This is a genomic window from Porphyrobacter sp. TH134 (assembly GCF_002855495.1).
Lineage (GTDB): Bacteria > Pseudomonadota > Alphaproteobacteria > Sphingomonadales > Sphingomonadaceae > Erythrobacter.
In genome coordinates, this window is the sequence record NZ_PKRO01000003.1 from 111,088 (window position 1) to 132,795 (window position 21,708).

The window sequence follows — 21,708 nt, forward strand, 5'->3', positions numbered from 1 at the left end:
GCGCCCGGCAAAGCGATAGGCAGCGCACCCAGACCTGTTTTCGCGCCGCTTCAAGGATTGCCATGCCCCGCACCATCGCTTTTGCTCTTGCCGCTGTCTCTGCCCTTGCCCTGTCGGCACCGGCGCTGGCCGATACGCTGATCGACAATGTCGACGGGGTGACGATTGACGCGGATGGCAAGGTCAAGCGGTTCACCGGACTGGTCTTCGATGATGAGGGCAAGATTACCCAGGTGCTGGCCCGCGAGGACAAGCGCCCGCAGGTCGATTACCGGCTTGATGGCAAGGGCGAGGTGATGATCCCCGGACTGATCGACGCGCACGTCCATGTGATGGACATGGGCTTTGCCGCGCTCACCCTCGATCTGTCGGGCACCACCTCGCTTGAAGACGCGCTGGCGACGATCAAGGCCTTTGCCGATGCCAATCCGGGCCGGCCGTGGATCATCGGGCGCGGGTGGAATCAGGAAAAATGGGGTCTGGGCCGGTTCCCGACCGCCGCCGAGCTCGATGCCGTGGTCGCCGACCGCCCGGTGTGGCTGGAACGCGCGGATAATCATGCCAACTGGGCTAATACGCTGGCAATCCAGACAGCGGGCGTGACAGCCAAGACCCCCGATCCCGATGGCGGCAAGATCATCCGCGACGCCAAGGGCGCACCGGCCGGTGTGTTCGTCGACAAGGCCGTCGCGCTGGTGGCCAAGGTCGTCCCCCCGCCGCGCCCGGAAGAGCGCGATCTGGCCTTTGCCGCTGCACAAGACGTGATGCTGGCCAAGGGCGTCACGGCAGTCGCCGACATGGGCACCAAGCCCGCCGACTGGACAACCTTCCGCCGCGCGGGTGACGAGGGGCGTCTGGTGGTGCGGATCATGTCCTATGCCGACAGCATCGAAACGCTCGAACTGATGGCAGGGGGCGAGCCGACCGGCTGGCTGTATGATGACAAGCTGCGCATGGGCGGGATCAAGCTGTTCCTCGACGGCGCGCTGGGATCGCGCGGCGCGAGCCTGAAAGAGCCTTACGCCGACGATCACGGCACGCGCGGCCTGCCGCTGCTGAGCCCGACCCAATTGCGCAACCTGATGAGCCGGGCGGCGATGGACGGGTTCCAGACCGCGGTTCACGCCATTGGCGATGCCGCCAACGCCGAAGTGCTCAGCGCGATCGAGGAGCTGTCGGAAAGCTACAAGGGTGACCGGCGCTGGCGGATCGAACACACCCAGATCATTGACCCGGTCGATATTGCGCGGCTTGGCCAGCACGGCGTGATCGCCTCGATGCAGCCGCTCCACCAGACCTCGGACCGGCTGATGGCCGAAGCACGGCTGGGGCCTGACCGGCTGGACGGGGCCTATCCGTGGCGCAGCGTGCTGAAGGTGGGGGGCAAGCTCGCCTTCGGATCGGACGCGCCGGTGGAACCTGCCGATCCCTTTGCCGGGATGGCAGCGGCGATCAGCCGCACCGATGCCAGCGGGCAGCCCTTCGGCGGTTGGTTTCCGGAAGAAACGGTTAGCCGTGAAACTGCACTCGCCGGGTTTACTGCGGATGCGGCCTATGCCGGGTTTGCCGAGGGGCGCTTTGGCCGCCTGCTGCCCGGAGAGCGGGCCGACTTCCTGCTGATCGACCGCGATCCGCTGTTCGCCTCGCCGGAAGCGCTGCGCGATACCAAGATCCTTCAGGTCTGGATTGGCGGCAAGAAGGTGCGCGAGGCGAAGTAGCTATTCGGCCGCAGCCTGCTCCTGCGCCGCCAGTTCTGCCTCACGCGCCAGCCGGTCTGCGGCGACAGCCTTCTCCTGAAACCGCATCAGCAGCAGCGACGCTTCGAACAGCAGCCACAACGGCACGGCCAGGATGATCTGCGAGCCGGGATCGGGCGGCGTCACGATCGCAGCAATGATGAAAATCCCGACGATGACGTAACGCCGCGCGGCGACCATTTGCGTCCGGCTTACAATGCCCGCACGGTGCAACAGCAGCAGCAGCACCGGCAGCAGAAACGTCACCCCAAAGCCGAGAATGAACTGCATCACGAGCGTGAGATACTCGCCCGCGCTCGGCAAAGCCTGCACCTGCAATCCGCCCGCTTCGCCGCCAAAGCCCAGGAAGAACTTGAACGCGGTCGGCATCACAATGAAATAGGCGAGCGATGCACCCGCGCCGAACAGCACCGGCGTGGCGAAGAGAAACGGCAGAAACGCCTTCTTTTCGCGTGCGTACAGCCCCGGTGCGACGAAGGCCCAGAGCTGGTTGGCGATCACCGGAAAGCTGACCATGAAGCCTGCAAACAGCGCGACCTTCAGTTCAACGAAGAACACCTCGGGCAGCTTGGTAAAGATAAGCTGGCCCTCGCCCTTGGGGAAAGCCTGCTTGAGCGGAAAGACCAGAATACCGAGGATTTCGTCCGCAAAATAAAGGCACACGACAAAGCCGACCCCAAGCGCCAGCAGCGCCCGGATCACGCGGGTGCGCAATTCGATCAGGTGATCGAGCAAAGGCGCGCGGCTCTCGTCGAGGTCGTCAACCTTGAACATCGGCAGCGCCTTTGGGGGTGGGTTCTGGCGCAGGGATTTGCGCCAGCGGATCAGCAATGGTTTCCGCAGAGGCTGCGCCAACCGCTGGCGCTGCATCATGGACCGGCGGCAGCGCCGCGGGTGCGGCATCCACCGGCGGCGGACCCGTCATCACCGGCGCGCCCGCTTCAGCTTCGGTCAGCGCGGCAGACCGGCGCATGATCTCTTCGTTCTGCGCCTTCCACTTCTTTTCCATTTCTTCCAGTTCCGCCTCGCGCACCATCGCATCAATGCCGGAGCGGAAATGGGCGGAGACGCGGCGCATCTTGCCGATCCATCGGCCTGCGGTGCGCATGGCAAGCGGCAGATCCTTCGGGCCGATCACCACGACCGCCACGATCAGAATGACCAGCAGCTCTCCAACGCCGATATCGAACATGTCAGATGCGGCCGCGCCGCCTCCTCAAAAAGGAGCGATTACGCGCCAGTGGCGTCGGACTTGTCAGCCGGGGCGGGCGCCGGAGCGTCCGTGGGTGCAGCCGCCGGCGGCTCGATCCGGGCGGCCTTGACGGCGGTCTCCTCGGTTTCGTTCAGCCCCTTCTTGAAGCTGGAGATGCCCTTGCCGAAATCGCCCATCATTTCGGCAATGCGCCCGCGTCCAAACAGGATCAGCACGATCAGCAGAACGATGATCCAGTGCCACAGCGAACCAATACCCATTGTCACAACTCCTGATCTGCGGCGGGGCGGGAAAGAGGGCCGCATCGCCGAACCACGGTCCAGCGCGTAATGAGCCTTCCATTTAGGCCAAGCCTGCGCGAATTGCCAGTCAGTCCGCCAGATTCTCGTCATCTGCATCATCGGAGGCGGCGTCAGCCTCGTCGATCTCGTCCGGTTCGAACCGCAGGGCGGCTTCCATCGCCTCATCCACCGGGTCGAGCAGCCCGGCGGCCCGCAATTCGTCGATACCGGGCAAGTCGCGGCGGCTGGCAAGGCCGAAGTGGTCGAGAAAGACGGGCGTGGTCGCGTAGACCACCGGACGGCCGGGGACTTCGCGGCGACCTGCGGGGCGGACCCACCCGGCTTCCATCAGCACATCCAGCGTACCGGCACTGGTTTGCACACCCCGGATCGATTCGATTTCGGCCCGGCTGACAGGTTCGTGATAGGCAATGATGGCGAGCACTTCGGTGGCCGCGCGGCTGAGGCGGCGCACCTGCTCCTTCTCGCGGCGCAGCAGATGGGCCAGATCGGGGGCCGTCTCAAAATGCCAGCGCCCGGCCCGATCGACCAGATGCACCCCGCGCGTGCGATACCGCGCTTCCAGCTGGCCAAGCGCCGCGCGCACATCGCCCGGGGCAAGGCCGCCCAGATGGGATGCCAGCGCATCGATACTCAGCGGCTCTTCGGCAGCAAACAGCGTCGCTTCCACCGCGCGTTCAAGCGTGCCGGGCTCCTCGTCGGGCGGCGCGTTCACGCGGCCTTGCCTTCTTTCAGCCGGCGGATGCGCAAGGGTGAAAACGCGCCGTCCTGGGCAATCTCGGCACGGCCCCGCTTGGCAAGTTCCAGCGCGGCGACAAAGCTGGAAGCGAGCGCCGACCGCCGCAACTCCGGGGTCGCATGCGGAGGCAGAAAGTCCCGGATCTCCATCCATTCGAGCGTGACGCCAAGCATCGAGGCCACCCGCTCCAGCGCCGACTCCAGCGTCATCACCGGACGGTTCGCAACGTGATAGATGCGCGGTGCGGTGCGCGCCTTGACCTGCCCATAGGCCTGAATGATCGTGAACAGATCGCTGCGCCACACGGTCTTGCGGTCTGTCCGCAGGCCTTCAGGTGCGCCCCGCACAAACACATCGCGTCCGATCCGGTCCCGCGCCATCAGCCGCGCCGCGGCCTCGCGCATCGCGCCCAGGCGCTGCAGGCGCAATTGCAGCTTGAGCGCGAGTTCTTCGGGCGAAGGGTCTTCCTGCTCGGCCTTTGGCAGCAGCATCGCCGATTTCAGGTAGGCAAGCCATGCGGCCATCACAAGGTAATCGGCGGCCAGTTCCAACCGCATCGCCCCGGCGCGCTCGATATAGGTCAGGTATTGATCGACCAGCGCAAGGATCGAAATCTGCTTGAGGTCGACCTTTTGCCGCCGCGCCAGATCGAGCAGCAGGTCAAGCGGACCTTCCCAGCCATCAAGTTCGAGATAGAGCGCGTCCGGATCGCCCTTGGCCATTTCTGCGGGCAGAAACATGAAGGGCTGATCGGATGTGGTCATGCAGGCGTTCCGGCAAGTGCCAGAAGAGCATCGCGTTTCGCCAGCAATTCAGCAGCTTGCGGATCAATGCTGGGCGTAATGCGGGTGCCCGCCAAGGCCCGGTCGAGCCGGGCACGCGTGGTTTCGGACATGGTCGGCAACTCCGCGCAGATGGCTTGCATATCGTCCATTTTCGCCCAGCAATTGAGCACGATATCGCACCCGGCAGCATGCGCGCGGGCGGCGCGCTGCGAGATTGAACCGCCCAGCGCCTCCATATCGATATCATCGGTAAGCAGCAGGCCATCGAACCCGATCGCGCCCCGGATAATGTCACGGATCACGGTTTCGGAGAGCGTGGCGGGATTTTCGGCATCCCATGCGGTGAATACCAGATGCCCGGTCATGCCAATAAGCGCCTTATTCAAAGTGCGAAACGGCGCAATATCATCCTCCAGCTCAGCCGCGCTCGCTGTCACAGTGGGGAGCGCCTTGTGGGTATCGACATCGGTTCGGCCGTGGCCGGGCATGTGCTTGATGCAGCCCGTGACACCGCCAGCCGCCAGCCCTTCGAGCACTGCGCGGCCCAGCGCCGCCACCTGCATCGGATCGCTGCCGAACGCGCGGTCGCCGATCACGTCATGGGCGCCGGGCACATGCAAATCCAGCGGCGGGTGGTAATCCACCGTAATCCCCATCGCCGACAGTTCCAGCCCCATGGCCAAGGCGTTGGCGCGGGCAGCCTCGATCGCGCTGGCGGGGGCAATTTCATACAGGTTTGCAAAGGCTTGCCCCGAAGGATAGCCCGCCCACAGCGGCGGCCTGAGGCGCGCCACCCGGCCGCCCTCCTGATCGATCGAGATCAGCAGGCGGTCACGCCCATGAATATTGCGCAGGCCATCGGTAAGGCGGCGCAGCTGCGCCGGATCGACGATATTGCGCCCGAACAGGATGTAACCCGCCGGGTCGCAATCGCGGAAAAAAGCGCGCTCATCAGCGGTCAGTTCGGGGCCGCTCAAACCGAAGATAGCCGGTGTCATGGCCGCAAAATCGCACTCTACGGGGGGTCTAGCAAGGCCCAGGCAAGGTCAAGAGCGGGGAAAACCCGTCCAAACCCTGCCAATGCGCGACTGCCGGGCCGCTACTTGACCTGACAATCGACCCCATCAGCCTTCAAGGCAGCACAGAGCCGGTCGGCTTCGGCGCGGCTGCCAGCCACGGCCTGCAAACGATAAACCGTTCCGATGTCGACCTTGCCTTCAACGATCCGGTATTTGACCCCGGTGAGCGCATCGGTGCGGCGAGAGACATCAGTCCAGCCCTGTTCGGCGCGGGCGCGGGTGCCGTAGGCGGCAAGCTGCACGCCTGTTCCGGGAACCGGCGCAGGCGTGGGCGCGGGCGCGGCAGTCGCAGCGGCGGCTTGCTTCGTCCCGGCCGGTGCCGGTGTGGGCGCAGGCAGGGATGGCATGGCAGCCGGCGCATCGGCGACCACCGCCGGGCGCGAACCGCCCTCACCCACCACGGGCGCAACGCTGCCGGTGCCGGCAAATTCCTTGCCGCCCGGATTATCGGGGCGCTGCTTGACCGGGCCTTCCGGCGCGGCGATCACGCTGCCATCGGCCACCATGTCCGCGCCGGTGACCCGGTTGGAGACATACCAGACCCCGCCAACCACTGCGCCCAGCAGGGCCAGCAGCAAGGCAAAGAACCCAGCGATCTGCATCACATCAAGGCCGCCGGCGTCTTCGTCCTGCTCGTCGGATTCGAGCCACGGCAGGCTATCGGTATCAGCAAGATCAAGCTCGCTGCCCGCGTCGTCCAGTTCCTCGTACTCGGCATCGATCATGGCGAAACTCTAAGCCCCCCGGCGACAAAACATTTTGCGTCACATGCTCTCGACAGCCTCGACGCCCAACACGCCAAGCCCGCCGCGGATCACTTGCCCGATTGCTTGGGCAAGGAAAAGCCTTGCGCCGGTTAGTTGGGCATCCTGTTCCACGATGAACCGCTTTTCCGGCCGGTCGTTACCCAAATTCCAGTAGGAATGCAGATCGCCGGCCAGATCATAGAGGTAAAAGGCAATCCGGTGCGGTTCGCGCGCGCGCGCGGCGGCTTCGATTTCGCGCGGGAACTGCGCCGCGCGGGCGACCAGCGCCAGCTCTTCGGTGCCGAGCCGTTCCAGCGCCGCATCCGACGGCGTCAGGCCAGCGTCCGCCGCCTTGCGCAGCGTCGAACGGATGCGCGCATGGGCATATTGGACATAGAACACCGGGTTATCCTTCGAGGCTTCGACCACCTTGTCGAAGTCGAAATCCATCTGCGCATCCGGCTTGCGGGTGAGCATGGTGAAACGCACCACGTCCTTGCCGACCATGTCGACCACGTCGGCGAGCGTGACGAAATTGCCCGACCGCTTGGACATCTTGAAGGGCTGGCCGCCTTTCAGCAGCTGCACCATCTGGACGAGCTTGACCTCGAATGGCTTGGGCGAAGCGCCGTCCGCACTGGTCAGCGCGGCGACGGCGGCCTTGATCCGCTTGACCGTGCCGGCATGATCCGCGCCCCAGATATCGACCAGCGCATCGGCGGTCTGCGCCTTCTGGAAGTGGTAGGCGAGGTCCGCGCCAAAGTAGGTCCACGCCCCGTTCGACTTCTTGATCGGGCGGTCTTGGTCATCGCCGAACCGGGTCGAGCGGAACAGCGGCAGCTGGACCGGCTCCCAATCTTCGGGCGGGGCCTTGCCCTTGGGGGCTTCGAGCACGCCGTCATAGACAAGGTCATGCGCGCGCAGCCACGCTTCCGCGGCATCGACTTTGCCCGAGGCCTGCAATTCGGCTTCCGAGGAGAACAGGTCGTGCTTGATCCCCAGCGTCGCCAGATCCGCGCGGATCATGTCCATCATCGCGGCCACCGCGCGGGTGCGGAACAGGATCAGCCAATCGGCTTCGGGCGCGGCGGCATATTGATCGCCAAACTCGGCGGCGAGCTGCTGGCCGACGGGGACGAGATAGTCGCCGGGATAGAGGCCTTCGGGGATGGTGATGGTCTCACCCAGCGCCTCAAGATACCGCATATGCACCGAGCGGGCGAGCACATCGACCTGCGCGCCCGCATCGTTGACGTAATATTCGCGGATGACTGTGTGGCCCGCGAATTCGAGCAGACTACCCAGGGCATCGCCCACCACCGCGCCGCGGCAATGGCCCATATGCATCGGGCCCGTCGGATTGGCCGAAACATATTCGACATTGACGGTGGTGCCCCCGCCCATCGCTGACCGGCCATAGTCACCGCCCAGCCGCGCGATGGCGGCCAGTTCATCAAGCCACGCCGCAGGCGCAAGGCGCAGGTTGATGAACCCCGGCCCGGCGATATCCGCGCTGATGATGGCGGGATAGGCGGCAAGCTTGGCCGTGATCGCTTCGGCCAGGGCGCGGGGGTTCATCCCTGCGCCCTTGGCCAGCACCATCGCGGCGTTGGTGGCAAGGTCGCCATGCGACGCATCACGCGGCGGCTCCAGCGTGACATTGGCGAAGGACGTGCCAGCGGGCAGCGTACCGGCAGCGACCAGATCGGTCAGCACGGTTTCGATCAGCGCGGTGTAGGCGGTGTAGAGAGTTTTCGGTTCGGTCATCGGTTTCTCGTGCGGTGTGCGCGGGTGATCGCGCGTGCAAAGAAGGAAGCGGGATCCCGGGTCAAGCCCGGGACGACGGAAGCGGCAAACCGACAAACGGCCACGAAGTGACCGCAAGGCCGACTGGCCGCCCGCAGGCGCTCCGCAGCGTAGCGGAGGAAACGCGCCGAGGACGCTCCCGCGGAGGCGGGAGCGAATACCTAACGCGTCACATTATACGCCAGCTGCGCCTCGGTCAGCTGAAAGCCGACCAGCATTTCAAACCGCGTACGAGCGATCGCGGCCTTCACTTCGGGGTCAGCCAGCGGATCAAGCGCGGCCTCGGCATCGCCGGCGCGGCGCCTTTTGGTGATCTTTTCGCGGATATCATCGGGCAGCGCGGCATCGGCGCGGTTGATGAAGCTGGCCGCCTTGGCAGCCGCGCTGGTGCGTTCCTGCCCATCGGCAAAGACGAGCGTCACCGTACCGATGCGCTTGCTGACGACCGCGCTGCCGCCGCGCAGCACCGTGACGAAATAGGGCAGTTCCACCGTGCGCGCGCCGCGCGTGTCGCTGCGGCGGGCGTTCACCGTGAAGCTCGATTCCGAATAAACCTGTTCGCCCGTGTCATTGCAGGTGGTGCGCAGGTCGGTCATCGCAGCGCTCACATCAAGGCTGGCGACAGTGGTGTCGGTGGTGCGAAAAGTGGTGACATCCCCGGTATAGTCCGGGATTCCGGCCGCCGGGCACAGGCTGAGCACGCTGGTAATGCCCACGCCCTGATCGATCACCAGATCGCCATCCTTGGCGCAGGCAGACAAGCCCGCCACCAGTCCCACAGCAACAAAGGCGCGTGCGCGAAGCATCATTAAAGCCGTCCTCGAATATTCCGATCCCGTGCGCCCTAGCGATGACGCACGCAAAGCGCTAGGGGGTGACACATGAACGCGCCCTTTCAAACCTCACCCGCCGAAACCGATGCCGCCTTTGCGGATCGCCCGCCCCTCAACCTGCTGATCGCGGCGCCGCGCGGCTTTTGTGCGGGCGTCGACCGGGCGATCGAGATCGTCGAAAAGGCGCTCGAACGCTACGGCGCGCCGGTTTATGTCCGGCACGAGATCGTGCACAACAAATATGTTGTCGAAGGGCTGAAAGCCCAGGGCGCGATTTTTGTCGAGGAACTCGACGAAGTGCCCGACGATGCGCCGGTGGTGTTCAGCGCCCATGGCGTGCCCAAGGCGGTCCCCGCCGAAGCGAAGCGCCGCAAGCTATTGTACGTCGATGCCACCTGCCCGCTGGTCAGCAAGGTCCACCGCCAGGCCGAACGCCAGATCGAAAAGGGCCGCCACATCATCTTCATCGGCCACGAAGGCCACCCTGAAGTGATCGGCACCATGGGTCAGGTTGAACCCGGGCAGATGAGCCTCGTCGAAACGATCGAGGATGTGGACAAGCTGCCCTTTGATGCGGACGAGGAACTGGCTTACCTCACCCAAACCACCCTGTCGGTCGACGACACGCGCGAGGTGATCCAGGCGCTGGAATGGCGCTATCCCAACATCTCCGGCCCGCGCGCCGAGGATATCTGCTATGCCACCTCCAACCGGCAGGCCGCCGTCAAGGAACTGGCGCAGGATTGCGAACTGGTGCTGGTGATCGGCTCGCCCAACTCATCCAACGCGCTGCGACTGGTGGAGGTCGCCGAACGGCTGGGCACCCCTGCCAAGCTGATCCAGCGCGCGGCCGAGATCGATTTCAGCTGGCTTGATGGGGTCAAGACCCTAGGCCTTACCGCCGGAGCATCGGCGCCCGAGATTCTGGTGCGCGAAGTGGTTGAGGCCTTGAGCAAATATCGCCCCATCAGCGAAAAGACGATCACGGCGGCGGAAGAAAAGATGGTGTTCAAACTGCCGCGCCTGCTGACCGAATAGGCTTACCGGGGGGCGGATATGGCGGTCTACACCCATCTGGGGGCAGAGGATCTGGCCCGGCTGATCGCGCATTATGATGTGGGCGAACTCGTTTCGGCCAAGGGCATTGCCGAGGGCGTGTCCAATTCCAACTGGCTGGTGGAGACGACCGGCGCTGGCGGCGGCGGCTCCGGTTCGGGCACCCGCTTCATTCTGACGCTGTATGAACGGCGGATCGACTATACCGATCTGCCCTATTTTCTCGATCTGCTCGATTATCTGGCCGCCCGCGGATGCCCGGTGCCGCGCACGATGCACGACCGGGACGGCGCGTCTTACCGGATGATCGAAGGCAAGGCTGCTGCCCTGATCGAGTTCCTGCCCGGCGTCTCCCCCACCCGCCCCACCCCCGCACAGGCCCGTGCCGTGGGCGAGGTGCTGGCGCGCCTGCATCTGGCCGCGCGCGATTTCCCCCGCGCCCGCGCCAATGCGATGGATTTTGCCGCCAGCGCCGCCATACTGGAGGCCTGCGGAGCCGATCGGCTCGCGACCATTCACCCGGCCCTGCCCGCGATGCTCGCCTCCGCACAGGCGGCTGCCGCGCTCGACCTGTCGGCGCTCCCGCAATCCCAGACCCATACGGACCTGTTTCCCGACAATGTCCTGATGCTGGGCGACCGCGTGACCGGGCTGATCGATTTCTACTTTGCCTGCACCGGTCCCATGGTGCTTGATCTGGCAGTGACGCACGCGGCGTGGTGCTTTGATGGAGACAACGCCTACCGGCCCGATTGCGGCGCGGCGCTGGTGCAGGGTTACCAAAGCGTCCGCCGCCTCGATCCTGCCGAGCGTGCATTGTTTCCCGAGATCGCCAAGGGCGCGTGCCTCAGGTTCGTTGCCAGCCGCGCTGAAGACTGGCTGGATACGCCCGACGATGCGCTGGTCACCCGCAAAGACCCGATGCAATTCGTTCAGCGCTGGCACTTCTATGCCGAAGCTGGTGCCGGACTGCTTGCGGGCTGAGCCCTCCCGCGGTTAAGCAGGCGCCCATGAAACAGGTCGAAATCTTCACCGATGGCGCATGCAAGGGCAATCCCGGCCCGGGCGGCTGGGGCGCGCTGTTGCGGATGGGCGCGCATGAGAAGGAAATGTCGGGCGGGGAGCGGGACACCACCAACAACCGCATGGAAATGACCGCAGCGATCAAGGGCCTCAGTGCCCTGATCGAGCCGTGCAAGGTCGATCTGTATTCCGACAGCAAATATGTGCTCGACGGGATGAACAAGTGGATCCACGGCTGGCAGCGCAATGGCTGGGTCAACGCCAGCAAAAAGCCGGTGCGCAATGCCGACCTGTGGCACGAATTGATCGAAGCCGCACGCCCGCATCAGGTGACCTGGCACTGGGTCAAGGGCCATAATGGCCACCCGGAAAACGAACGGGTCGACGCGCTGGCCAGCGCGGAAGCCGCGAAAGTGGCCGCGGGGGCCACCTGACCCCCGCCGCACTCGCAGCCAAAATCAGCTGTTGTCTTCGACCTCGGCGCCGGGGCCGTTCTTCTTGATCGAATCGATGGCGTTCTGCGCGCTGGCTTTGCTGGAATAGCCCTGCGTGGAGAACATCACTTCCGAATTATACTTGAACCGCACGCGAAACTCGCCGGCGTTATCCTTGTAGATTTCAAACGTGTGCGCCATCGGCATTCCCTCCCTTGTGGTTAATCTCTGCCAGGAAATGCCAGATCGGGGGGCGCTTGCCTAGGCCGATTGTATCTGCCGCGCCGCATGGAAACGCTGCGGGCTGAACAGTTCCGGATCAATCCCCGCGGTCATCGCATCAGCGCCCTGCCCCAGCACCCGCTGCGCCGCCAAGCGCGCCGCAGCAGGCGCGGTCTGGATGCCGAAACCGCCCTGCCCGGCAAACCAGAAGAAGCCGGCAGCCTCCGGATCGAAGCCGTAAACCGGCATCCGGTCAGGCGCGAAACTGCGCAGGCCCGCCCAGGAATGCTCGACCGCCGCGATCCGCCAGTCGGTCGCTTGCTGGAAGCGGTCGATGGCAATGGCAATATCAAGCTCCTCGGGCGCAGCGTCGCAGGGTTCGGACGGGATTTCATCGTGTGGGCTCAGCCACAGCCGCCCGGCGTCAGGCTTGAAATAAAACCCGCCATTGATGTCGAGCACCAGCGGCAGATCGGCCGGGGCCTGCGGTTCGACGCGCAGCACGGCGACACTGCGGCGGAGCGGCGCAATGCCGACCGGGCGCACACCGGCGATCCGGGCGATCTCGTCGGCCCACGCGCCCGCAGCATTGATGACCGCAGCCGCCTGCCAGCTGTCGCCGCGTTCACTGGTGATCGTCCAGGTGCCGCCATTGCGGGTCAGCCTGGCAACCCGGGCGCGCGCGACAATCGCCGCGCCCTGCCGCCGCGCCAGACCAAGGTAGTGCTGGTGCAATCCCGCCACATCAATATCGGCGCAGGCCGGTTGATACAGCGCCTCGCTCCAGTCGGCACGGATATGCGGCACGCGGGCAGCCAAGGCCTCCGGCGTCAACCGCTCGATCGTCACGCCCGTTCCGGCATAGCTGGCGCGGAACGCCTCCATCGCTGCGCGGTCCGCAGCTTGCCCGATATACAGCGCACCGCGCGCGGTCAGAAATCCGTGATCGGCAAGGTAGTCGCCCGATGCGCGGGTCAGGGGCACCACGCCGGGGCCGCCGTAACATTCCTCCCAGAACGCGGCCGAACGGCCCGTGGCGTGATAACCGGGCGCATCTTCCGCCTCCAGCAGCAGGACACGGGCATAGGGGGCGAGTTCGGCGGCGATGCTGGCACCTGCCATCCCGGCACCGATCACGGCGATATCATAGATCATTGCGCTGGCACCGTCCGGTCAAGGAATTCGGCAATTCGGGCCATGATCGGCCCCCGCACCGCGTCCACTTCGCGCAGCAGTTCGTGATGCGCCTCCTTGCCCAGCGCCAGCAGCTCGCCTTTGGGCAGGCGGGCGGCGGCGCGCAGGTTCGCCGGGTGGCTGACCAGCTTGTCCGATGCGGTCGAGATTATCAGCACCGGCACGTCCACAGCTTCGAGCGTGCCGGGCGTTTCGATCCGCCGCCACGAGGCAAAGGCCCGTTCGACCCAGCGCCAGCTGGCCGGGCCCATCACCAGTTCGGGACGCGCCTCGCGCCACCATTGCTCATCGGCATAACGGGCCGGATCATGGGTCAGCAAGGTGGAGCGGTAAGCCGGCAGCTCGCCCGGCTTTTCGCTCCACTTCCACGCAGGGCGGGTGGGATCGCCCACCGCGCACATCAGCCGCGCCGCCGCGTGCAGCAGCGGGAGGGGCAGCGCAGGGCCGGCCATGCCGGTCATCGGCGCGCTCAGCACCACCGCATCCGGGCTGACCCGCCGGTCAATTAGCGCGCGCAGCACCAGATGCCCGCCCATCGAATGGGCGGCAAGCACGTGAGGTCCGGGCGTCTGGGCCACCCAGCGCTCCCACAACAGCGCCAGATCGTCGATCCAAAGCGCGAAATCGGCAACATGGCCGGTCACCGGATCCTTGCCCAGCCGCCCCGATCCAGCTTGCCCGCGCCAATCGGACGCCGTCACCCGCCAGCCGGCTGCTTGCCATTCCTCCAGCGTTTCGAGATATTTTTCGTAAAAATCACCGCGGCCCGGCAAAAACAGGATTGATCCGCGCTCAGCTGCCGCGCCTGCCCAGTCGATCCGGCGGATCAGGTGACCATCCGCTGCCGTCCACGTGCTTTCCGATGCGCGGGGCGGAATCGTTCGGCGATCGATCATCATCGCACCATCGCAGCAGCCGCCCGCAGGCCAAGAGGTTTGGTTACTTTTTGGTAAGTCATAATCTGTATCAGTGTCCCAATGAAGGACGGTCGGTGCACTCAGCACCGCCTCGCCGGGGGCACACACGCAATGAATTCGATTTCCTACGGTCTGCTGATCGCCTTGGCAATTGCTCTGGTCTTTGCCGCGTTCACGGATATCCGCCGCCGCCAGATCGACAATTGGCTGAACCTCGGGATCGCCTTGGTGGCCCCTGCCTTCTGGTGGGCCAGCGGAATGTCGCTGTGGCCTGATGTCGCGATCCAGCTGGGCGTGGCGCTGGCAGCCTTTGCGGTGTTCGCGGGGATTTTTGCACTGGGAATGATGGGCGGCGGCGATGTGAAGCTGCTCACAGTGCTTGCGCTGTGGGTCACGCCGCAGGCGTTCATGCAATTGCTGCTGGTGATGGCGCTGGCTGGCGGGGTGCTGACCGTAGCGATGGTCATCTGGCACACCACCCTGCGCCAGAAGGACAAGCTGGCGATCCCTTACGGCGTTGCCATCGCGTTTGGCGGCCTGTGGGTACTGGCAGCCAACTATCTGCCGAGCGGAGTCATCGCAGCGCAGGCGGCATGAACCCGATTTTAACCAGTCAGGACTTAACTCGTGCAACCATACCTGCCCGCTAACCAAACTCAGGGCGATTACGAGGGGGCTAATTGAGCCATGGATAGGAAGAAACTGGTTCTGCTGCTTGGTGCACTGATCATCGCGATCGGCACGGCCTTTGCCGCACGCAGCATCTTCGCCGGAGGCGCTGCCCCCAATGCCGAAGCTGCCGTGCCCACCGGGCCGCGCGTGCTGGTGGCCAAGCGGGCTTTGACGGCGGGCACCATCATCACGGCTGATGCGCTGGGCTTTCAGCCATGGCCGCAGGAACTGCTGCAAGACGCCTACTTCATCGATGGCGAAGCCGACATGAACAAGCTGCTGGGCACAGTCGTGCGCTTCCCGATCACGGCGGGCGAGCCGGTGACGCAAGGCTCGTTAGTCGCGCCGGGTGATCGCGGCTTCCTCGCCGCAGCGCTCGGGCCGGGCATGCGCGCTGTCACCGTGCCGGTGTCGGCCACGACCGGGGTCGCAGGCTTTGTGTTTGCCGGCGACCGGGTCGATATGGTGCTGACCCAGCAGATCGACGGAAACGACGAAGGCACGCCGCTCAAGACAGCCGAAACGGTGCTGCGCAACCTGCGCGTGCTGGCAACCGATCAGACCACCGAAAAGACCACCGACGAAAACGGCAAGACCGTGGTGCAGCAGTTCAGCACCGTCACGCTCGAAGTGACGCCGAAGATCGCGGAAAAGGTCGCGGTTGCCCAGACCATCGGCACCATCAGCCTGGTCCTGCGCTCGATTGCCGACAGCCAGTCCGAACTTGAAAAGGCCGTGGCTGCTGGTGACATCCAGATCCCGGCCGGCATCACGCCCGAGCAGGAAGAAAAGATGCTCAAGGCCGCGATGGGCCGCCCGATCGACAAGAGCACAACCTTTGTGACCGGCGGCGATGTGTCGCGCTTCCAGCGGACCACTGTGCCCAGCAAGGCGCCCGCCCAGCAGGCAGCGCCGGCCTATTCGGCCCCGGCCACCTCCCGCGCCGCAGCGTCGGGCGACGCCGGAGCCCGGGTCTACACCGGCCCGAGCGTGCGGGTGACCCGCGGCAAGGAAACCACTGAAACTGCTGTCAGCGCAAAGGCCAACAGCAATGCGATCCTGTCCAACCAGTCGGTCGGCATGCGCCGCGCCGGGCAGACCCTGCCCGCCGCCGGTGCGACCCTGATCAACTGACGAAAGGCAGGACCATGTCGATCAAACCCGAGGGGGGGCAACCCATGACACGCAATTTCAAGATCAAGCTGCTGGTGGCTGCGATCGCCGCGGTGCCGATGGCAGTAATGCCGGCGACCACGGCCATCGCCCAGCAAATCGTCAGCCCGCGTCAGGATATCGTCCTGTCGATCGGCAAGGGCGAACTGGTGACGGTGCCGGGCAGCATGGCTGACGTCTTCGTCGCCAATGATGCGGTCGCCGATGTCCAGATCAAGTCGCAGCGCCAGCTCTATGTCTTCGGCAAAGCCGGCGGCGAGACCACGATCTACGCCAGCAATGACCGCGGCGATGTGATCTTTTCGGCCAATATCCGCGTTGGCTCCAACATCGGCAGCATCGATCAGATGCTGACGATGGCGATGCCTGATGCCAAGGTGAGCGTGTCGACGATGGGCAGCAACACCGTGCTGCTGACCGGCACGGTTGGCGCGCCGGAAGATGCTGCCGAGGCTGAACGCCTTGTGACAGCCTTTCTGGGTGAAGACGCCAATGTCATCAGCCGCCTGAAGACCGCAACCCCGCTTCAGGTCAATCTGCATGTCAAGTTTGCCGAAGTCAGCCGCAGTCTGCTGCGCGAAATCGGCGGCAACCTGACCACGATCGACGGGTCGAGCGGCTTCAATATCGGCGTCGGCACCGGCCGCACGCTTGGCGGCGCAAACGCGTGGCAAACCAATGGCCCGCTGGGGACCGGCAATGCCGTGGCCCAATCGGCCTTCGTTTTGCCCGATGGCACCCGGATCCCCGGCCCGGCAGTTGATTCGCTCGGCGGCACCACCCTGTCGGGTCTGGGTCAGCTGTTCGGTGTCGACATGCTCGGCGCGCTTGATCTGTCGGAACAGCTTGGGCTTGTGACCACCATCACCGAACCCAACCTGACCGCGCTGTCGGGCGAAACCGCGACCTTCCTTGCGGGCGGTGAATTTCCGATCCCGATTGCGCAGGGCCTCGGCCAGGTGACAGTCCAGTTCCGCCAGTTCGGCGTAAGCCTGGCCTACACCCCGACCGTTCTCGCCAGTGGCCGCATTTCGATGCGGGTGCGCCCGGAAGTCTCGGAACTGTCGACGCAAGGCGCGATCACGCTCAATGGCTTTCAGGTGCCCGCCATCACCACGCGCCGCACCGAAACCACGGTCGAGCTAGGTTCAGGCCAAAGCTTCATGATCGCCGGGCTGATGAGCTCCAACTCGCAGAATTCGCTGGAAAAGGCACCCGGCCTTGGCGACGTGCCGATCCTTGGCAACCTGTTCCGCAGCCGGAGTTTCCGCAAGGGCGAGACCGAGCTGGTGATCGTTGTCACCCCCTACCTGGTCAAGCCGGTGGATGCCAAAGACATCAAACTGCCGACCGATGGCTACCAGTCGGCTGACGAGTTCCAGCAGCTGCTCGGCTATCAAAACCACAACGGTGTCTCGGGCGCGGAACGCCCCGGCCCGGTCGCCGCTGAGCCTGATGCGCCGGCACCCAAGGTGAGCCAGGCTGATCCGGCGGCGATTGTGCCGACCCAGCCTGAACAGCCGCGCCGCGCCGACAAGAAAACCCGCAAACAGGAGCGCGCGGCCAGTGCCGATGCCGCTCCGGGCTTCAGCCTTTAACGCAAGGAAGGTGACTTCGATGCCACATGCACGACAAACCCGGACGGCCCGTGTGCCTACCCCCCTCGCTAACCTTGCGATTGCAGTGACGCTTGGCCTTGGCCTGGCAGGCTGCGGCGGGATGCCGACCAACACCTCGCTTTACAGCGTGAAGCAGCCGGTGGTGGAACGCACCAACATGACGCTGGATGTCACCACGACCCCGGCGGGCCTGCCGATTTCGGAACAACAGCGCCTCAACGGCTGGTTCGAGACGATGGACCTGCGTTACGGGGACCGCATCGCCATTGAAAATCCCGGCCAGAACCCGGCCGTAACCAGCGCGATCCGCGATCTGGCGGCGCGCTATGGCCTGATGATCAGCGAAACGGCACCGGTCACCGCCGGGTTTCTCCAGCCCGGTCAGGCCCGCGTGGTCATCACCCGCTCGGTCGCCAGCGTTCCGGGCTGCCCGGACTGGTCGGCCAAGTCGGACATGAATTACAACAACGGCCTCAGCCCGAATTATGGCTGCGCCACCAACAGCAACATGGCTGCCATGATCGCCGATCCGCAGGATCTGATCGAAGGCAAGAAGGGCGCCAGCGAGACTGTGATCGCAACGTCGAACAAGGCCATCTCGACCTATCGTGAAATGGCCCCGACCGGTGCGGCAGGGCTGATGGAAGCAGGCGCAGCTGGCGGCGGCGGCGGTGGCGGTGGCGGAGGAGGTAACTAAGTCATGAATGCTCCCTGGAAATCGGGCCTGCCCGGAAATCGTGATGCCTTCTCGGCCTATATCTGCGATGATAGTGCGCTGGATGTCATCCGTCCGGTGGTGATCGAACTCGGCTGGCAGCCGGAAAAGTGCAACAAAGGCGGCCTGCGCAATGCTGTGCAATCGCTTTCGGTGAGCGCTTCACCGGCGATCCTGCTGGTCGACCTGTCGGAAAGCGGCGATCCGCTGAACGACATCAACGCGCTGGCCGAAGTCTGCGAGCCCGGCACGGTGGTGATCGCCATCGGCCAGGTCAACGACGTGCGCCTGTACCGCGATCTGTTGTCGAGCGGGATCCATGATTACCTGCTGAAGCCCTTGTCGCCGCAGCAGGTGCATGATGCGCTTAATCAGGCGCTGGCAGTCTTCATGTCGCCCAAGGCGGGTGATGCCGATGCGGCCAAGCGCCACATTTCGACCGCGGTGGTCGGGACACGCGGCGGCGTGGGTGCCTCGACGCTGGCGACCTCGCTGGCGTGGCTGTTTGCCGAACAGCACAAGGCGCCAACCGCGCTGCTCGATCTGGATGTCCACTTCGGCACCGGCGCGCTGGCGCTCGATCTGGAACCGGGCCGCGGCCTGACCGATGCGATCGAGAACCCCAGCCGCATCGATCCCCTGTTCATCGAACGCGCGATGGTGCGTGCGGGCGACAACCTGTCGATCCTGTCGGCCGAAGCCCCGATCAACCAGCCGCTGATGACCGACGGCTCGGCCTTCGTGCAGCTGGAGGACGAATTCCGTCAGGCGTTCGAAATGACGGTGATCGACCTGCCGCGCAACATGCTCATCAACTTCCCCCAATTGCTGGCGGACGTGAACCTGGTGGTGCTGACCTGCGAACTGACGCTGGCCTCGGCCCGCGATACCATCCGGCTGCTGTCGTGGCTCAAGGCCAATGCCAGCCACGCGCATCCGATGATCGTGGCCAACAAGGTGCAGCCGGCGCTGGCCGAAATCAGCAAGGCTGACTTTGAAGCGTCGATCGAACGCCGGGTCGATTTTGTGGTGCCTTACGACATCAAGGCGGCGTCCAATGCGGCCAAGCTGGGTCAGGTGTTCGTCGATGCCAACCGTTCCAGCAAGGCCACAGCCGCGATCCGGCAGATTGCCGAACGCGTGATGGGCGTAAGCACTGACGATATGGCGAGCGATGCCAGCGGCAAAAAGTCGTTGCTGGGCAACTTCGATCTCAAATCCTTGCTCGCCAAGAAGGCCAAGGGCGAGGCGCAGCCGGCTGAATAAAGTCGCAGGCGGCCGGTGGCGCTGTGCAGCGTCCCCGGCCTGCCCCGCGCAGGCAAACGCGTCGCGCTGCAAGGCGCACGCAGGGAACTAGGCAGGAAATAACGGCATGGACTTTCTCCAAACCCTGCTCATCACGCTGGTGATCTTCGCCGTGCTGGTCATGGGCTACGCAGTCGCGGCCGGAAGCGGCGTGGCCAAGTCCCAAAAACGCCGCATGCAAGCGCTGCGCCTGCGCCATTCTGACAGTCTTGATGCCAAGGTCGATGCGCAGTTCAAACGCGCCATTGCGGCCCGCAAGCCCGCCACCTTCAAGGTCGCAGGCTCAGGCTCGCGGGTCGAAGCGCTGGCCGTCCGGCTCAACCGCACCGGCAAAAGCTGGACGGTGTCGCAATATATCTACACCTCGGTGGGCCTCGCGCTGGGGATCGCGGTCGTCGTCTTCATCTTCAGCCGCGCGCCGATGCTGTCGCTTGGGGTTGGTTTGCTGGTGGGCGCCGGCCTGCCGCACATGTGGGTCAACCGCTTGATCAACAAGCGGACGAATGCCTTTGTCACCAAGTTCCCGGACGGGATCGAACTGCTGGTGCGCGGCCTGCGTTCCGGCCTGCCGGTAACCGAAACGCTCCAGATCGTATCAACCGAAGTGCCCGGCCCGGTCGGCTTTGAATTCAAGGGCGTGATCGACCGCATCAAGGTCGGCAAGACCATGGAAGATGCGCTTCAGGATACTGCCGACAAGCTGGGCATTGCCGAATTCAACTTCTTCACCATCACGCTGGCGATTCAGCGCGAAACCGGGGGCAACCTTGCCGAAACCCTGTCGAACCTGGCCGACGTGCTGCGCAAACGCGCGCAGATGAAGCTGAAGATCAAGGCGATGAGCTCCGAATCCAAGGCATCGGCTTACATCGTCGGCTCGCTGCCGTTCCTGGTGTTCGGTGCGATCATGTACATCAACCCGGAATACATGATGGGTTTCTTCAGCGATGATCGCCTGATTGTCGCCGGGCTGGGTGCAGGCGTGTGGATGGGCATCGGCGTGTTTATCATGTCCAAGATGGTCAATTTCGAAATCTGATGGCGCGGGGGCACTAGACCATGATGAACCAACCCACCGGCCCGACCCTGCTCGGCTTTGACGTGATCGTGGTCGGCACGCTGCTGGCCGGGATGGCTGCCTTTGCCGTCATGCTGGCGATTTATGCCGCGGTCACCATTCGCGATCCGATGGCCAAGCGCGTCAAGGCGCTGGAGGCCCGGCGCGAACAGCTCAAGGCGGGGATCGTCACCTCCGCCACCAAAAAGCGCACCAGTCTGGTTCGCCGCACCGAGACGACCGACCGGGTCAAGGACAGCCTTGGCCGGCTCAACGTGCTGCAAGAAAGCCAGATCAAGATCATCCAGCAAAAGATGGCCTACGCGGGTTACCGGAACAAGGAACTCGCGGTTCTGATCATCGGGATGCGCGCGATCCTGCCGCTGGTGCTGGGCGGGGTGCTGGGCGTGTTGATCTATGTCGTCGATTTCTGGCCCGACTGGGGCCCGATGATGCGCCTTGCCGTATTCGCTGGCAGTGTGCTGGTGGGTTACAAGGGCCCGGAAGTCTATCTGTCGAACCAGGCGACCAAGCGCACCAAGGAAATCCAGAAAGGCCTGCCCGACGCGCTCGATCTGCTGGTGATCTGTGCGGAAGCCGGTCTCACCGTCGACGCCGCCTTCAACCGCGTCGCCCGGGAACTGGGCCGTGCCTATCCCGAACTGGGCGACGAATTCGCGCTCACCGCGATCGAACTGTCGTTCCTCAACGAACGGCGGCACGCTTTCAACAACCTCGCCTACCGCGTCAATCTGGAAGCGGTGAAGGGCGTGGTGACGACCATGATCCAGACCGAACGCTACGGCACCCCGCTGGCATCAGCCCTGCGCGTGCTGTCTGCCGAATTCCGGAACGAACGCATGATGCGCGCCGAAGAAAAGGCGGCCCGCCTTCCGGCCATCATGACCGTTCCGCTCATCCTGTTCATCCTGCCGACGCTGTTTGTCGTCATTCTTGGCCCGGCAGCATGCTCGATCTCGGACAACCTCATCAAGTAGACGCCAAAAGCTGCTGATGTGGCCGAGCGGGGCCGAAGCGGGGGCATGCCTCTGCTTCGGCCC

23 protein-coding genes are annotated in these 21,708 nt (G+C 64.6%); 11 read left to right on the forward strand and 12 right to left on the reverse strand.

Translation table 11 applies throughout. From position 1 onward, the window contains the following. Nucleotides 1-62 precede the first annotated feature (62 nt). Entirely contained in the window at nucleotides 63-1,718 is a 1,656-nt protein-coding gene (locus C0V72_RS02530) for an amidohydrolase (protein WP_101791641.1), read from the forward strand. On the opposite strand, the gene tatC is transcribed toward C0V72_RS02530, so the two are convergent. From tatC to C0V72_RS02575, 9 genes are all read right to left on the reverse strand, one after another. Continuing rightward, complete coding sequence (gene tatC / locus C0V72_RS02535) at nucleotides 1,719-2,531, reverse strand: twin-arginine translocase subunit TatC (protein WP_101791642.1); 813 nt, start codon at nucleotides 2,529-2,531, stop codon at nucleotides 1,719-1,721. Further along, nucleotides 2,518-2,949 (reverse strand): Sec-independent protein translocase protein TatB, encoded by a 432-nt coding sequence (gene tatB, locus C0V72_RS02540; protein ID WP_101791643.1) that lies wholly within the window; start codon nucleotides 2,947-2,949, stop codon nucleotides 2,518-2,520. The genes tatC and tatB overlap by 14 nt, the downstream gene beginning before the upstream one ends. A gap of 38 nt (nucleotides 2,950-2,987) precedes the next feature. Next, the gene (locus tag C0V72_RS02545) at nucleotides 2,988-3,230 is read right to left on the reverse strand and encodes a twin-arginine translocase TatA/TatE family subunit (protein WP_101791644.1); all 243 of its coding nucleotides are present in this window, start codon (nucleotides 3,228-3,230) and stop codon (nucleotides 2,988-2,990) included. 109 nt (nucleotides 3,231-3,339) lie between these two features. Then, nucleotides 3,340-3,987, reverse strand: a complete 648-nt coding sequence (gene scpB / locus C0V72_RS02550) for an SMC-Scp complex subunit ScpB (RefSeq protein ID WP_101791645.1) — start codon at nucleotides 3,985-3,987, stop codon at nucleotides 3,340-3,342. Continuing rightward, on the reverse strand, nucleotides 3,984-4,775 hold the full coding sequence (locus C0V72_RS02555; RefSeq protein ID WP_101791646.1) for a segregation and condensation protein A: 792 nt from the start codon (nucleotides 4,773-4,775) through the stop codon (nucleotides 3,984-3,986). The genes scpB and C0V72_RS02555 overlap by 4 nt, the downstream gene beginning before the upstream one ends. Further along, nucleotides 4,772-5,794, reverse strand: a complete 1,023-nt coding sequence (gene nagZ / locus C0V72_RS02560; protein ID WP_101791647.1) for a beta-N-acetylhexosaminidase — start codon at nucleotides 5,792-5,794, stop codon at nucleotides 4,772-4,774. Before nagZ ends, C0V72_RS02555 begins: the two co-directional genes overlap by 4 nt. Before the next feature lie 101 nt (nucleotides 5,795-5,895). After that, a complete protein-coding gene (locus C0V72_RS02565; protein ID WP_101791648.1) occupies nucleotides 5,896-6,600 on the reverse strand; it encodes an SPOR domain-containing protein in 705 nt (234 codons plus the stop codon). Between the two features lie 39 nt (nucleotides 6,601-6,639). Continuing rightward, nucleotides 6,640-8,388 (reverse strand): arginine--tRNA ligase, encoded by a 1,749-nt coding sequence (argS, locus tag C0V72_RS02570; protein WP_101791649.1) that lies wholly within the window; start codon nucleotides 8,386-8,388, stop codon nucleotides 6,640-6,642. A gap of 200 nt (nucleotides 8,389-8,588) precedes the next feature. After that, complete coding sequence (locus tag C0V72_RS02575) at nucleotides 8,589-9,236, reverse strand: hypothetical protein (RefSeq protein WP_101791650.1); 648 nt, start codon at nucleotides 9,234-9,236, stop codon at nucleotides 8,589-8,591. A gap of 72 nt (nucleotides 9,237-9,308) precedes the next feature. Here C0V72_RS02575 and ispH point away from each other — a divergent pair, with 72 nt between their 5' ends. From ispH to rnhA, 3 genes are read left to right on the forward strand one after another with little or no spacing between them, the layout of a single operon-like run. Continuing rightward, nucleotides 9,309-10,298: a 4-hydroxy-3-methylbut-2-enyl diphosphate reductase gene (gene ispH / locus C0V72_RS02580; protein ID WP_101791651.1), complete on the forward strand. Its 990-nt coding sequence runs from the start codon at nucleotides 9,309-9,311 to the stop codon at nucleotides 10,296-10,298. Between the two features lie 18 nt (nucleotides 10,299-10,316). Beyond that, a complete protein-coding gene (locus tag C0V72_RS02585) occupies nucleotides 10,317-11,300 on the forward strand; it encodes a homoserine kinase (protein ID WP_101791652.1) in 984 nt (327 codons plus the stop codon). Nucleotides 11,301-11,326: 26 nt separating this feature from the next. Further along, nucleotides 11,327-11,773 carry a ribonuclease HI gene (rnhA, locus tag C0V72_RS02590; RefSeq protein ID WP_101791653.1) on the forward strand — a complete coding sequence of 149 codons (447 nt, stop codon included), beginning with the start codon at nucleotides 11,327-11,329 and terminating at the stop codon, nucleotides 11,771-11,773. A gap of 24 nt (nucleotides 11,774-11,797) precedes the next feature. On the opposite strand, the gene C0V72_RS02595 is transcribed toward rnhA, so the two are convergent. Genes C0V72_RS02595 through C0V72_RS02605 form a run of 3 tightly spaced genes read right to left on the reverse strand, consistent with a single transcriptional unit; the run spans nucleotide 11,798 to nucleotide 14,085 of the window. Further along, on the reverse strand, nucleotides 11,798-11,974 hold the full coding sequence (locus tag C0V72_RS02595; RefSeq protein WP_101791703.1) for a YegP family protein: 177 nt from the start codon (nucleotides 11,972-11,974) through the stop codon (nucleotides 11,798-11,800). A gap of 60 nt (nucleotides 11,975-12,034) precedes the next feature. Further along, a complete protein-coding gene (locus C0V72_RS02600) occupies nucleotides 12,035-13,150 on the reverse strand; it encodes an NAD(P)/FAD-dependent oxidoreductase (protein ID WP_101791654.1) in 1,116 nt (371 codons plus the stop codon). Then, on the reverse strand, nucleotides 13,147-14,085 hold the full coding sequence (locus tag C0V72_RS02605) for an alpha/beta fold hydrolase (protein ID WP_233999739.1): 939 nt from the start codon (nucleotides 14,083-14,085) through the stop codon (nucleotides 13,147-13,149). Before C0V72_RS02605 ends, C0V72_RS02600 begins: the two co-directional genes overlap by 4 nt. Nucleotides 14,086-14,217: 132 nt before the next feature. Between C0V72_RS02605 and C0V72_RS02610 the strand changes: the two genes are divergently transcribed. From C0V72_RS02610 to C0V72_RS02640, 7 genes are all read left to right on the forward strand, one after another. Next, nucleotides 14,218-14,703 (forward strand): A24 family peptidase, encoded by a 486-nt coding sequence (locus tag C0V72_RS02610; RefSeq protein WP_101791656.1) that lies wholly within the window; start codon nucleotides 14,218-14,220, stop codon nucleotides 14,701-14,703. A gap of 90 nt (nucleotides 14,704-14,793) precedes the next feature. After that, the gene (gene cpaB, locus C0V72_RS02615) at nucleotides 14,794-15,912 is read left to right on the forward strand and encodes a Flp pilus assembly protein CpaB (RefSeq protein WP_101791657.1); all 1,119 of its coding nucleotides are present in this window, start codon (nucleotides 14,794-14,796) and stop codon (nucleotides 15,910-15,912) included. A gap of 44 nt (nucleotides 15,913-15,956) precedes the next feature. After that, nucleotides 15,957-17,549 carry a type II and III secretion system protein family protein gene (locus C0V72_RS02620; protein WP_101791658.1) on the forward strand — a complete coding sequence of 531 codons (1,593 nt, stop codon included), beginning with the start codon at nucleotides 15,957-15,959 and terminating at the stop codon, nucleotides 17,547-17,549. Between the two features lie 19 nt (nucleotides 17,550-17,568). Then, nucleotides 17,569-18,267: a CpaD family pilus assembly protein gene (locus C0V72_RS02625; RefSeq protein ID WP_101791659.1), complete on the forward strand. Its 699-nt coding sequence runs from the start codon at nucleotides 17,569-17,571 to the stop codon at nucleotides 18,265-18,267. 3 nt (nucleotides 18,268-18,270) lie between these two features. Further along, the gene (locus tag C0V72_RS02630) at nucleotides 18,271-19,551 is read left to right on the forward strand and encodes a pilus assembly protein CpaE (protein WP_101791660.1); all 1,281 of its coding nucleotides are present in this window, start codon (nucleotides 18,271-18,273) and stop codon (nucleotides 19,549-19,551) included. Between the two features lie 106 nt (nucleotides 19,552-19,657). Beyond that, complete coding sequence (locus C0V72_RS02635) at nucleotides 19,658-20,629, forward strand: type II secretion system F family protein (protein ID WP_101791661.1); 972 nt, start codon at nucleotides 19,658-19,660, stop codon at nucleotides 20,627-20,629. A gap of 20 nt (nucleotides 20,630-20,649) precedes the next feature. Next, entirely contained in the window at nucleotides 20,650-21,645 is a 996-nt protein-coding gene (locus C0V72_RS02640; RefSeq protein WP_101791662.1) for a type II secretion system F family protein, read from the forward strand. Nucleotides 21,646-21,708: the final 63 nt, after the last annotated feature.